This window comes from Glycomyces harbinensis (genome assembly GCF_900101745.1).
Classification (GTDB): Bacteria; Actinomycetota; Actinomycetes; order Mycobacteriales; family Micromonosporaceae; genus Glycomyces; species Glycomyces harbinensis.
In genome coordinates, this window is the sequence record NZ_FNAD01000031.1 from 1 (window position 1) to 13,204 (window position 13,204).

8 protein-coding genes and 1 rRNA gene are annotated in these 13,204 nt (G+C 70.3%); 6 read left to right on the forward strand and 3 right to left on the reverse strand.

Translation table 11 applies throughout. The features are described from left to right. Nucleotides 1-223 precede the first annotated feature (223 nt). A 5S ribosomal RNA gene (gene rrf, locus BLQ63_RS27445) occupies nucleotides 224-340 on the forward strand. Between the two features lie 121 nt (nucleotides 341-461). On the opposite strand, the gene BLQ63_RS27450 is transcribed toward rrf, so the two are convergent. Further along, on the reverse strand, nucleotides 462-1,595 hold the full coding sequence (locus BLQ63_RS27450; RefSeq protein WP_143015128.1) for a hypothetical protein: 1,134 nt from the start codon (nucleotides 1,593-1,595) through the stop codon (nucleotides 462-464). Between the two features lie 387 nt (nucleotides 1,596-1,982). Here BLQ63_RS27450 and BLQ63_RS27455 point away from each other — a divergent pair, with 387 nt between their 5' ends. From BLQ63_RS27455 to BLQ63_RS27475, 5 genes are all read left to right on the forward strand, one after another. Further along, the gene (locus BLQ63_RS27455; protein ID WP_218125550.1) at nucleotides 1,983-3,527 is read left to right on the forward strand and encodes a gamma-glutamyltransferase family protein; all 1,545 of its coding nucleotides are present in this window, start codon (nucleotides 1,983-1,985) and stop codon (nucleotides 3,525-3,527) included. 434 nt (nucleotides 3,528-3,961) lie between these two features. After that, nucleotides 3,962-5,098, forward strand: a complete 1,137-nt coding sequence (locus BLQ63_RS27460) for a winged helix-turn-helix domain-containing protein (RefSeq protein ID WP_091040735.1) — start codon at nucleotides 3,962-3,964, stop codon at nucleotides 5,096-5,098. A 200-nt stretch (nucleotides 5,099-5,298) separates the two neighbouring features. After that, a complete protein-coding gene (locus tag BLQ63_RS27465; RefSeq protein WP_091040736.1) occupies nucleotides 5,299-8,766 on the forward strand; it encodes a lamin tail domain-containing metallophosphoesterase family protein in 3,468 nt (1,155 codons plus the stop codon). Next, entirely contained in the window at nucleotides 8,757-9,428 is a 672-nt protein-coding gene (locus tag BLQ63_RS27470) for a hypothetical protein (RefSeq protein ID WP_091040737.1), read from the forward strand. The genes BLQ63_RS27465 and BLQ63_RS27470 overlap by 10 nt, the downstream gene beginning before the upstream one ends. Next, nucleotides 9,425-10,423, forward strand: coding sequence for a HoxN/HupN/NixA family nickel/cobalt transporter (locus BLQ63_RS27475; protein ID WP_177155134.1), 999 nt, complete (start codon nucleotides 9,425-9,427; stop codon nucleotides 10,421-10,423). The genes BLQ63_RS27470 and BLQ63_RS27475 overlap by 4 nt, the downstream gene beginning before the upstream one ends. A gap of 258 nt (nucleotides 10,424-10,681) precedes the next feature. Here BLQ63_RS27475 and BLQ63_RS27480 read toward each other — a convergent pair whose 3' ends face one another. Next, nucleotides 10,682-11,839: a S1 family peptidase gene (locus tag BLQ63_RS27480; protein ID WP_177155135.1), complete on the reverse strand. Its 1,158-nt coding sequence runs from the start codon at nucleotides 11,837-11,839 to the stop codon at nucleotides 10,682-10,684. Nucleotides 11,840-12,124: 285 nt separating this feature from the next. Next, entirely contained in the window at nucleotides 12,125-12,949 is an 825-nt protein-coding gene (locus tag BLQ63_RS27485) for an NmrA family NAD(P)-binding protein (protein ID WP_091040740.1), read from the reverse strand. Between the last annotated feature and the right edge of the window lie 255 nt (nucleotides 12,950-13,204).

Consider the following 13,204-nt stretch of genomic DNA (forward strand, 5'->3'; position numbering starts at 1 on the left):
GTACTAACCGCCGAGAACTTAACATAACTTCGGTCTTGATAGCGACATGACACTCACGCACACTATGCGATTCTGAAACCACACACCAGTCGGTGTGACCGGTTCAGATCACGCACAATTGTATAGGGAAAGCTCGAGCAGCTCGACCCCCGCACCGCGGGGACACCGAGCAGCCGGACAACCCCTTACCGGCCGCGCACGCGTGTGTGGTCCCCAGGGTTTGTTTGGTGGTGAGAGCGGAAGTGACACACCCGGTCCCATTCCGAACCCGGTCGTTACGGCTTCCAGCGCCGATGGTACTGCACTCGAGAGGGTGTGGGAGAGCAGGACACCGCCAAACATTTACGTATAGAAGCGCCCCACCGCAATGCGGTGGGGCGCTTTTTCATGCCCGGAATCCGGACGCGAGCAATGAATAGGGCCGCAACTCGAATGAGTTGCGGCCCTATTGCTGTTCGCTCTTAGACGTACGGGCCGTCGAGGTGTTCGCCGGCGTGCTGGCGGTACCAGAGGCCCCTGTAGCAGCGCCACGGCTGCGGGCGCAGCTCGGTCGGGGCGAAGATCTGCTCCAGGAGGCGCCTGGCTTCGAGGAAGAAGTCGAGGCGCTCGTCAGGGGCTGCGATGTGCTGCGAGTCGTCCACCGGCGATTCGGCCGGAAGGATCGTGAGCGACGGCCACTGCGTGGTCTGCTCCGCCAGCGGCAGCAGCCACTCGCGCATCTCGTCGAGCGGTTCACTACCGACGGTGTAGGTGAAGGAGGTGCGATGGCCGGCTTCTCGGGCCGCCGCAAGGATCTCCGAGAGGCGTTCCGACTGGCGGTTCGCGGCCGGCACCAGCGGGTCCGCGGCCGCGGCGGCCTCGGGAACCGAGGGTTCGGCCGTGACTTCGGGGCTGTCGCTCTCGAAGCTCTCCGTGGTGAGGAACAGCAGGACCGGTCCGACCTTGGCGGCGAGTTCCGCGAACGCGGAGCTGCTGCGCAGCGCCGGGGTCAGGACCCCGAGCGTGGTCGACTCCGGCAGTCCCTCGGCGGTCATCGCCTCGCGGACCGCCGTGAGGTGCTCGACGACGAGTTCTTCATCGTGGGCGTGCCCTGCGGAGAGGGTCACCTCGTCGAACAGGTGCTGCTCGCCGTCGTCGGCAAGGTCGGATGCCAAGGCCTCCAACAGATCCCGGTAGACCGTCACCAACTCGGACGAGGCCGCGTCCTGCAGGAGCAGGGTCGCGGCGGTGCCGTCCGCGCGCAGGTAGCCGCGGACTTCCTCGCCGGGCTCGGCCTCGATGATCTCGGCGACCGGGGTGCCGTCGACGCACAGCTCGCTCAGGCCGTGCTGAGGCGAGGAGGGGTCGACGTGGGCCCGGAGGCTGAACGGCGACGTCGCTCGATCTGCCGGCAGGACCAGCATGAACTCCTCGTCGTCGGAGTTCAGTCGAAGGCGCATGCCTTCGGTGTTGTTGCCGCGCAGACCATAGAGGTTCAGCGCGATCAGCAGGAGTTCACTCCACTCGAGGTCGTGTCGAATCGCGAGGCGCCGCCAGCGGTGCACCGTCGACGAGATCGGCCCGGCTGAATCAGCAGGTTGTGTCAGCTCTTCCATGACCAGTTCCGATCTTTCCTCTCGTCCCCACCGCGGTCACTCCACGGTACAAGAGACTTGGCCGTACAGGTGGACGCGGTCCACCTCTATGCTAGGGGCGCCGACGGACAAAAGCACCTGTCGTGAGCACCGGCACGCAGTCCGAATACTGGGAAGTTCAGTGAGACCGGGTCGGGCGCATGCCGTTGGGGTGCCGTTGAGGCCGAGAACGCGATCCTATCGAAGTAAATCGATGCAGGTGTCGGCATGGCGGCGCAGTCCCTTCCCGTCGTCACTAGCCGCGCGGCAAGGTAAGCTTCGAAATCGTGCGGGACCTGCGGTTCGGCGCGATCCGATCCCCCCGGGCGGGCCGACATGCGGCCCGCCGGTTGCGCAGAAGGAGGCCCCGTGGTCGATCAGGGTGTGGTCTGTTCCGTCGATCCGCTCGTCAGCGGCATCGGACGGGAGGTGCTCGCGAACGGCGGCAACGCCGTCGACGCCGCGATCGCGGCCGGAGCGGCGCTCACGATCGTCGCCCCGCACCTGTGCGGGCTTGGCGGCGACCTGTTCGCACTGGTCCACGTGCCCGGTGAGGAGACGCCCGCATACCTGAACGCCTCGGGCCGCGCCGGTTCCGGCGCCGATCCGGAGGGGCTGCGCGCCGAGGACCACCGGGCGATGCCGTTCCGCAACGACCTGCGTTCGGCCACGGTGCCCGGCTGCGTCGACGGATGGTTCGCGCTGCACGAGCGCTACGGGACGAAGCCGATGGCCGAACTGCTGGCGCCCGCGATCGCACTGGCCTCGGACGGCTGGCCCGCGACTGCGATGCTCGCCAAGGCGGGCAAGACCCTTGAAGACGTGGAAGGCGCAGAGGACCTGGTCGGCCTGGAGGCCGGAGCGACGGTGACGCGCGAGCGGACCGCCGCGGCGCTGCGCGCCGCCGCCGAGGACGGCCGGGACGGCTTCTACCTGGGCGAGTTCGGCAAGGGCCTCGTGGAGATGGGGAAGGGCCTGTTCAGCGAGGCCGATCTGGCTGCGTCGCAGGCGGGTTGGGAGGAGCCGCTGAGCGTCGAGGCGTTCGGCCACCGGGTCTGGGCCGCCGCGCCCAACTCGCAGGGCTACCTGCTGCTGCTCGCACTGGCGATCGCCGACCGCCTGGAACTGCCGGTGGACGCGAGCGACCCCCTGTGGGCGCACTACCTGGTCGAAGCCGCGCGGCAGGCCGGATACGACCGGCCCGAGCGGCTGTTCGAAGGCGCTGACGTGTCGGACCTGCTGGCGTCCGCCGACGAGCGTGCGGAGCGCATCAGCCCCGACCGCAAGGCCGAGGTGCCGGTGCACCAGGCCGCGGGCGGGACCACGTACATGGCGGTGCTCGACGGCAACGGGATGGGCGTCTCGTACATCCAGTCGAACGCGGCCGGGTTCGGGACGTGGCTGTTCGAGCCGCGCACCGGGATCGGCCTCCAGAACCGCGGGACCGGGTTCAACCTGGAAGCGGGGCACCCGGCGGAGTTCGGGCCGGGGAGGCGCCCGCCGCACACGCTGGTGCCGGCGCTCGTGACGCGACCGGACGGGTCGCTGCGGCTCGTCGCCGGCTCGATGGGCGGCGATTCGCAGCCGCAGATCGTGTCGCAGATCATCGCGCGGGTATTGCACGGCGGCGAGTCGGTCGCGGCGGCGGTCGGTGCGCCGCGATGGCGGCTGCATCCGGGCGAGACCGGGTTTGGGACGTGGACCGGTGTGTACGAGACGGACGTCGAGCTGGAGGCCGGGAGCCCGGAGGCCTGGGGCGAGGGGCTGTCGGCGCGCGGGTTCGCGGTGAAGGGCGCCGAGGCCGGGAGCGGTTTCGGGCACGCGCACCTGATCGAGGTGGACGAGGACGGCCACGCGGAGGGCGCGGCCGACCCGAGGGCCGAAACGGGAACCGTGGCGCTCGCGCCGAACTAGCGCAGCGAGGAACTTGGGGAGGGCGGCCCGCGCTTTCGCGCGGGCCGCCCTTCGGCGTCGGCGCGGTCGAGGCTGAGCTTCGGCGGTGGTCGAGTTGGCGGCGGCTGGGCGGGTCCGCAACCCGGGGTCGGGTGTGTCGGGGCGCAGGCGCCCCCGGTCTCGATGGTGCCCTACGGGTGTGACGTGGTTCGGCCGGTTGCGGTCCCCGGGGTCGGGAGTGTCGGGATTCGGCCGCCCCCGGCTTCGATGGTTCCCGGCGGGTGCGACAGGTTTTGGTGTCGGCGGTCCCCCGGGGTCGGGTGTGTCGGAACTCGGGTGCCCCCGGCTTCGATGGTGCCTTCCGGGTGTGACAGGCGGGGTCGGGGCGGGTGGGTTGTCGGACCCTGGCGGTACGGTCGGGGCGGATGTTCGTTGCTTTCGAGAGGACTTGACCAGTGCCTGAGTCGTTGCGGCTTGCCGATGCGCGTCGGATCGCCCTCGCCGCGCAGTTGCGGCCCAAGGCCGCCCGCTACAAGACCGTCCTCGAACGGCTCGGGTGCATTCAGCTCGACACCATCTCCGCGGTTCGGCGGGCCCATGAGCTGACACTTCTCGCCCGCGACCTCGATGTCACCGAAGCGGTCTCGAGCCTCGGACGGCGGCGCGCCGCCGTCGGGTTCGAGTACTGGGCCCACGCCATGTCGGTCCTTCCCGTGTCCGCCTGGCCCTACATGGCCCGCCGCCGCCAGGCCTGGCGCGGGCGCTACCAGGACGACTCCCTCGCCGTCGCCGAAGCCGAAGTCCTCGCGCTCCTCGCCGAGCGCGGCGCCGTCACCGTCTCCGACTTCCCCTCCGGCGCCATGCACCGCGCCCAGGGCGTCAGCAACATGGGCGACAGCTGGAACTTCCGCACCGACCACAAGCAGGCCGTCGAACGCCTCCTGTGGTTCGGCGAGGTCGCCTGCACCCACCGGATCGGCTTCAAGCGCGTCTACCAGCTCGCCGAGCGCGCCATCCCCGCCGCCCACTTCCGGGACGCCGACGACGACGAATGCATGCGCTTCATGGTCACCACCGCCCTTCGCAACCTCGGTGTCGGGACGACCAAGGACGTCGCCGACTACTTCCGGTTGAAGATCGCCGACACCCAGCAGGTGCTTCGTGACCTTGAGATCGAGCAGGTCACCGTCGAAGGCTGGAAGGCCCCCGCCTGGATCGACCCTCAGGTTCGTCGTACTCGTGTGACCGGCGCCGAGCGGGCCGTCGCGGTCTCGATGTTCGACCAGCTGGTATGGCTGCGCGAGCGCATGGAGCGCCTGTGGGGCCACGGCTGGAAGATCGAGATCTACGTGCCCGAGCCCCAGCGAACCTTCGGCTACTACTGCCTGCCGATCTTCGTCGGCGACGACCTCCCGGGCCGGGTCGCCCTGCGTCGCAGCAACGGCGAGCTGGTCGTGGAGGCCGCCCAGTGGGACGACTCCCGCGCCGACCGCGAGCACCTGCACGCCGCCGTCGAACGCGCCGCCACCTGGGTCGACGCCGAGGTCCGCTGGAAGGCCGAGGTCCAGGGAGTCTCCGAAGACCCCGTCTGAGTTCCCACGGAACGGGACAGCGCGTGTGCCGCACCCGGTGCTCCGTTGCAGCTCTTCGTTTCCCGTTCACATTTATTCGTCCTTATTGGATCTTAGACACGCCGATCAGACCAGGCATTGTCTGAGAGTTGCGAGGCGTGCTGTGTGGACGTACCCTACGATTCACCGGTGATTCACCCTCATCAGACACGCTCCGTCATATGACCCCGTACCCCCGGATTCGTCAGAATCGGCGCATATCCGCCCTCGCGCTGGCCCTCATCTCCGCTCTCGTCCTCTCGATCCTGGCCTACAAGGCGACCCCTTCGGCCCAGGCGCAGACCGGCCCCCGCGTGCTCATCAGCGAGGTGAGCAACGCCGGGCCCGCCGGCAGCGCCGACGAGGTCATCGAGCTAGCCAACTACGGCGCCGCCCCCGCCGACCTCACCGGCTGGCAGGTCTTCCGCTGCGCCGCCAGCGGATCGCGCGCCTACGACCCGCAGCTGCCGCCGCTCGACGGCGTCACCCTCGCCCCCGGCGAGACCTTCCTGATCGCGAACGCGGCGGGCACCTTCCCCGACGCCGACGCGCACTACGAGGTCAGCCTCGCCAACGACGGCTTCGGCGTCTGGCTGGAGGACGCCTCGCGCACCCTCGTCGACGCCGTCGCCGTCTACGCCGCCCCCGGCGACTCCGACTGCGCCCTCGGCGACACGCCTCTTCCCAACGACCTCAACGGGTTCCGCGACCAGACCTGGCAGCGCACCGGCGACACCGGTGTTCAGGCCGACGACTGGATCAAGGCCCCGCGAACCGCGGGAGAACCCAACGCGACCGAGCCCGACGGCGGCCCGGTCGACAGCGACGTGCTCGTGTCGGAACTGGTGAACGGCGGCCCGGCCGGCAGCGGGGACGACTTCGTGGAGTTCGCCAACTACGGGACCGAGGCGGTCGACGTCGGCGGCTGGAAGTTCTACCGCTGCTGGGGCTCGGGACGCACCGACGACAGCAGCCTCCAGGCGACCTTCCCCGCCGGCACCGTGCTCGACCCCGGTGAGGCCGCCGTCGCCGCCCACACCTCGGTGTCCGTGCCCTCCGGCGTGACCGCGGTCCGCTACTCGGTGGGCCTCGCGAACGAGGGCTTCGGCGCGATGCTGGTCGACGACGAAGGGGCCGTTCGGGACTCGGTCGGCGTCTACGAGGCCGACGGGTACCACCAGCCTGCCACCGGCAGCCCCTGCGCGCAGGGCGAGGCGCTGCCCAGTCGGCTCGACTTCGGCTGGAACCAGACGTACCAGCGCGTCGGCGACTCCGGCGACAACGCCGCCGACTTCGTGAAGGCGCTGCGCACCCTGGGTTCCGTCGATGAGCCGGTCGCGATCGAGGACCCCGCTCCGGTGGACAACGGTGTGGGCGTCTCCGAACTGGTCAACGCCGGCCCCGGCGGCGGCTCCGACGAGTTCTTCGAGCTCGCGAACTTCGGCGACGAACCGGTCGACCTGACCGGATGGCGGGTCTACCGCTGCCAGGAGGACGGGCGCCGGGCCGCCGGACTCCAGATCCCCGCGATCGGCGACGTCGTGCTCGACCCCGGCGAGACCTACCTGTCCGTCCACACCGGATCGAGGCTCTTCGCGGAAGGCGACTACGACGCCGCGTACGCGGTCGGTCTCGCCACGAACGGCTACGGCCTCACCGTCCTCGACGCCCAAGGGCGCCTGGTCGACTCGGTCGGCGTCTACAGCGCGCTGTACAGCCCCTGCACGCAGGGCCTGTCGCTGTTCAACGTCCTCGAGTCCGAATACGGCGACACCTTCCAGCGCCTGGACCGCACCGCCTACAACGCCGACGACTTCGTGCCCGCCCCGCAGAGCCCCGGGACGCTCCCCGACGACCTGCGGCACCCGACCGACTTCACCGACGACGAACTCGCCTCCGTCACCGTCGACCCCGCGCCCAGGCCCCTGAGCCCCGAGACCGGCACCGAGATCCAAGGCGGCCCGCAGGCCGAGCTGACCGCGACCGCCGACCACACGACGGGCGAGGCCGCCGAGGTCGCCTTCACCGGCGGCGAGGTCGTCGACCTCAACGCCCGCACCTCCAAGGTCTACGTCGGCACCACCGACGCGACCCCGCCCGACACCCGGGGGATCTCCGGCGAGCAGCGCGTCGACTGGGGCGACGAGCCGCTGGTCACCGAGACCACCGAGGGCTTCCCGTTCCAGCGCTTCGAGTTCAAGGCCGCCGCCTCGCAGTGGCGCGACTTCGCCGTCACCTGGTCGGGCACCTCCACCGGCACCAGCGAACTCCAGATGTACGCCTGGAACCGCTGGTACGAGCGCTGGGACCTCCTCGACGCCGACGGCGGACTCACCGGCGGGCAGATCACCCTGACCGGGCAGATCGACGTCGCCACCTACGTGCGCGGCGGCCGCAGCATCGACGTCCTCATCATGGACGGGCCCGAGACCTCCCCGGCGTTCAGCGACGACGCCGCCGAACCCGACCTGGCGTTCAAGGACCCCGCCGAATACGACTTCTCCTTCGGCTACGTCACCGACACCCAGTTCCTCTCCGAGGGCTACCGGGACGCCTACGCGGAGATGACCCGCTGGATCGCCGCCAACGCCGAGGCCCGCGACATCGCCTACACCGCGCACACCGGCGACCTGATCCAGAACTGGCTCAACGGGAACAACTCCACCGAGCGCGCGAGCGACGAGTACGAGTTCGCGTCCGACGCCATGGGCGTCCTCGACGAGGCCGGCGTCCCGTACGGGGTCACCCCCGGCAACCACGACACCAAGTGGGGCCGCGAAGGCGACCTCTACAACCAGTACTTCCCGGCCGAGCGCTACGAGGACCGGGACTGGTACGGCGGCGCCTGGCGCGAGGACGACGCGCAGAACCACTACGACGTGATCGAGGCCGACGGCGCGAAGTTCCTGTTCCTCTACCTCGGGTACTACGCCGGGGACGACGCCATCGACTGGGCCAACCAGGTCATCGGCGCCCACCCCGACCACAACGTCGTCTTCGCGACCCACGAGTACCTCAACCCCGACGGGTCGCTGTCCACACCGGACAACTACCGGTGGACCTCCATGGCCGACCGGTACTGGGACGAGATCATCATGCCCAACGAGAACGTCTTCATGGTCCTGGCCGGGCACCACCACGGCGTCGCCCTCAACATCAAGCGCGACGTCGACGGCGTCGCGGGCCGCATCGTGGTCGAGATGATGGCGAACTACCAGAACTTCACCGATCCCAACGGCCGCTTCAACGCCGGATTCCTGCGGCTCCTCCAGTTCGACCTCGACGCGGGCCTCATGGCCGTCAACACCTACTCGCCGATCCGCGACGAGCACAACACCTGGGAGTACAAGCCCGACGACATCCCCGCCGTCTACGACGACGCGACCGACGAGTTCGTCGTCGAAGTCGACCTGAACACGAGCTACGACAAGCGGATCGAGACGGTCATGATCGCCCCGCACGCCGAGGCCGAAGCGGTGGGCGCCGCAGCCGCCGGCGACGGCGAGACCGTCGCGGTCACCTGGGAAGACCTGGAGTTCTGCGGCTCATACGTGTGGAGCGCCGAAGCCGTAGACGCGCACGGGCGCACCGCGACGTCGGCCGCCGCGATCCTCGACGTCCCCGGCCGCGGTGGGCGCGAATGCGACTGACGTCGATCGCCGTCGCCGCCGGGCTCGCCGCGCTGGTCCCGCTCGGCACCGCGGCCCCCGCCGCCGCGCACCCGCTCGGCGACCCGCAGACGGTGCGGCTCGCCGCCGACGGCCGCGAGGTGACCGCGCTGTGGAGCGCCGCGCCCGACGACCTGCTCGTGCTCGGCTCGGTCACCGGGGCCCTCGACGAGCAGCGCGAGTACGTGTTCGAGATGGGCGCCGACGGCGAGCCGGAACCGGTGGGGGACAGCGACGCCGAGCGGCTCATCGCCTCCGGCGCGGTCGCCGACTACCTGGCCGCGAACATCACCGTGTCCCAGGACGGGACCGACTGCCCGGCCCAGGTCGACCTCGGCGGACTGGTCGAGGACGGCGCCGAACTCGTGTTCACCTGCGAGAGAACGGTCACGGCCGTCGACGTCACCGTCACGGTCCTCACCGACGCCGACCCGGCCTACCGCTCCGTCGCCTTCGCCCGGGCCGCCGACCGCGAGCAGATGCTGTACACCGCCGAGACGCCCACGGCCGCTTGGCGGTTCGACGCGAGGACCGAGAGCGGCACGTCATGGCCGGTGCCGGTCGCGATCGGATCGGTCGTACTGCTCGTGGCCGCCGGAGGCCTCTTCGGGCTGCGGCGGCTGCGAGCGGCGGCACGGCCGTGAACGGCTTCGACGCCCGCCTGCTCGAGGCCTTCGACACCGCCCTGTGGCCGGTCGCGGTCGCCGTCGCGCTCCTGGTCGGCGCCGCGCACGCGCTGCGGCCCGGGCACGGCAAGACCCTCGTGGCCGCGTACCTGGTCGCCGAGCGGGGGCGCTGGATGCACGCGGCCGCGCTGGCGGTGATCGTCGCCGGCCTGCACACGGTCTCGGTGCTCGTGATCGGCCTGCTCTGGTGGGCCTTCGCCGGGGACCGGGCCGGGTCGATCGAGCCGGTAGCCGTGTGGGGGCGGCTTGCGGTGGCGCTCTTGGTCCTCGGGCTCGGCGCGGTGCTCCTGCGCAGGCAGTGGCGGGCGTTCCGGCACCGCCGGGCGCACGCCCGCGCGCGAGTCGGCGACGGGCGCGCCGTGGGTTCGGATCCCATCCCCTCTCCGCTCGTCGGCGCGCGAGCCGACGCCGCGGGAGCGGGCATGAGCATCGGCCAAGGACGCGTGCACGCCGAAGCCGACGGACGCGAACATGCTCATGCGGGAGGCGACGGCCACGATGATCTTGCAGGCGTCGGGCACGAGGGGCACCCCGGTGGCGGCCGTACGGCCGCCGACCGACACGCCGGCATCGGCGCGCACCACCACGATCATCATCACGGTCCACCCGAGGGCGTCGCCCCCTGGTCGTGGGCGGGACTGTTCGGGATCGCCGCCGCCGGCGCCCTCATCCCCTCGCCCGCCGCGTTCATCCTGCTCGTCTCCGGGCTGCTGACGGGCCGGGCCGCACTGGCCGTGGTCATGGTGGCCTGCTTCGGGATCGGGCTCGCCGTGACCGTGCTCGCGGTCGGGCTCATGGTCATCGCCGGACGGGACTGGCTGGGCCGCAGGGCGAAAGCCCACGGCCCGCTCGCCCGTCTCGGTGCGATGGCGCCGCTGGCCGGCGCGGCCGCGATCGTCTGCGGCGGGTTCGTGCTCTCCGCCGGCGCGCTGGCCGCTCTCGTCGTGCCCTGACGGGGCCGCTGGACGGGCGGACGTTGCGATCGGGAGTGTTGCGGAGGGTCTGTACAAATCGGGCATCGCAAGGGTCCCCCGTGCAACGATCCATCGGGGGTCCGACATGGGCCGCTGGAGTCGGGAGTGTCGCGGAGTGTCGTTGCGAATCGGACATCGCGAGCGCCCCCGGTTCGAGGGTGACACGGGGGTCCGACAACGGGGACGGCGAAGGCGGGCCCTCCCGGATGGAAGGCCCGCCCTTGCGTCACGCCCTTGCTAGCTGGTGACGAGCGTCAGGCCCCAGGCGCTGAGCGCCGGTCCGATGGGCTGGAAGTAGGTCGTCCCGCCCGAGGAGCAGTTGCCGTTGCCGCCCGAGGTCATGCCCTGGGCGCTGTTCCCGGAGATGAACGAGCCGCCCGAGTCGCCCGGCTCGGCGCAGACGTTGGTGCGGGTCATGCCGTAGACGGCGCCTTCGGCGTACCGCACGGTCTGGTTGAACGCCTGCACGGTCCCGCAGTGCCAGCCGGTGGTCGAACCGGAGCGGCAGATGGAGGAGCCGACCGCGGCCTGCGTCGAGTTCGCGACGTCGCGGGTGCCGGAGTACATGTTCACGTCGTCGTACAGGACCTCGCTGGTGCCCACGGCGACCCAGGCCCGGTCGGAGCCGGGGAACACCGAGTTGCGGAAGGTGCCCGGGGCGGCCTCGCCGCCGGTGACCGAGTCGCCCGCCGCACCGCAGTGGCCCGCGGTGACGAAGCCCGGGGTCGAGCCCTGGCGGACGGAGAAGCCGACGGAGCAGCGCCAGGAGTTCTCGATGTTGTAGGCGTCGCCGCCGCGAACGAAGAACGTCTGGGGCGCTTCGGCTTCCGCGTCGACGGTGACGAGCGCGGGGTCGATCCCCGCGGCCTCGATCGCGTCGGCCGCGACGGCCTCGTCGGCGGTCTCGATCACGAGGGTGTTCGACCGGAGGTCGATGTAGTGGCCGTAGTAGCCCTCGGCACTGATCGCGTCGAGGCTGCCCGCGGCGTCCTCGAGGGCGCCCAGGTCGTGCTCGACCAGGACCGGGGTGGCGCCGTCGGCGCGGATGCCGGTGGAGTCGGACGCGTCGGTGGTGGCGATGAAGACCTCGTCGGCGTCCTCGGACACCCACACGCCGGCGAACGAGTCGTCAAGGGACTCAGGCGCCTCCGCCAGGAGGTCGGCCGCGACCGCTTCGACCGCCAGGCGGTCGTAGGCCTCGGATTCGGTGATGCCGAAGGTGTCCGACAGCTCTTCGATGAGGCCCGGTGAGACCTCGCCGACGAGCTCGGCGCGGGCCGCTTCGGCCTTGGCGTCGAGGATCGCGGCCGAGACGGGTGCGGCCCCGGCGGCTAGGGAGAGAGCGGTGGCGAGTGCACCGGCGGCGGTGACCGCAAGTGCGCGTTGGCGATTCATGTGATTCATGCCTTTCGGGTGAGGGCATCGACAGCCGACGGGGAGGCGGCTGCCGTGGCGGGACGGGGCCGATTCACGGTTCGCGTTCGCGAGCGTGCGTTCGGTGATCCCTGCCATACATGGAGATTAGAGGTAAATCACACAAAGCGAAAGATATCAATAATTCAGTGAATATCGGTCTAAGTGGTGTGTCGTTTCGGAAATGCTAACCAACCTGTGGATTAACAGTATTGCGCGCAAAAAGGGTGCCGCTCCGGACGGAGCGGCACCCCTCGCTTCGCGTCCCTAGCGGAAGGCCTCCGCGTGCTCGACCGCCCACTCGGCGAAGCCGCGCGCCCTGCGGCCGGTGATCCGCTCGACGGTGTCCACCACGGTCTTGCCCTCCTCGGGCGTGTTGCCAAGGGCCTCAGTGAGGAAGGCGATCACGCCGTCGTTCATGCCCTCGCCGCGCCACTTGGCGTGTGCCTCTTCCACCGTCAGTTCGGTGAACTCGATCTCGCGGCCGATCGCCTCACTGAGGATGCGGACCTTCTCCCGGATCGTGACGACCTCCGGGCCGGTGATCAGGAGGAACTGCTCGTCGTAACCGCCGTCGAGCAGGACCTTCGCGGCGACCGCGCCGATGTCGGCCGGGTGGACCATCGCGCTGAGGCGGTCGCCGAACGGCTCGCGGATCGCGCCGTCGGCCTTGATCGGCGCGGCCCACCACATCAGCACGTTCGACATGAACTCGACCGGGTGGAGGTAGGTCGTCTCGATCGCGCTGGCTTCGAGGTGGCGCTCGAGCGGGCCGTTGGCGATGCCGCCGAGGACGGTGCAGCGGCGCACGCCCGCCTGCTCGGCGAGGGCCACGATCGCGGCCGGGTCGGGGATCGCGCCGTTCTGCTCGCCCGCGAAGTTGATGAAATGGACGGCGTCGACGTCCTTGAACGCCTCGGCGAGGGTGTCGGGCGCGGACAGGTCGCCGACCGCGAGTTCGACGCCCTCGGGGAGCGCGGCGTCGGGATTGCGGCTCAGGGCGCGGAGCTCGACGGCGGGGTCGAAGGACTTGAGCTGCTCGACGACGTTGCGGCCGACGGTGCCGGTGGCGCCGGTGATGAGAATGCGCATGGGGTGCTCCCTCGCTGGAATTACTGGAACGGAATGACTTGTTCCAATAATATCAGAGCGGAATGATCTATTCCAGTAGGGCGGCGGATTTTTCTCTGAGCAGGGGCTTTGGGGGAGGGAGGCGGCTCTGCGGCCCCCGAGGTCGGGTGTGTCGGGATTGCGCCGCCCCCGATGCAATCGTGGCTCGGAGGTACGACGATTTCGGCGAGGGCGAGGGCGAGGGCGAGGGCGAGGGCGAGGGCGAGGGCGAGGGCG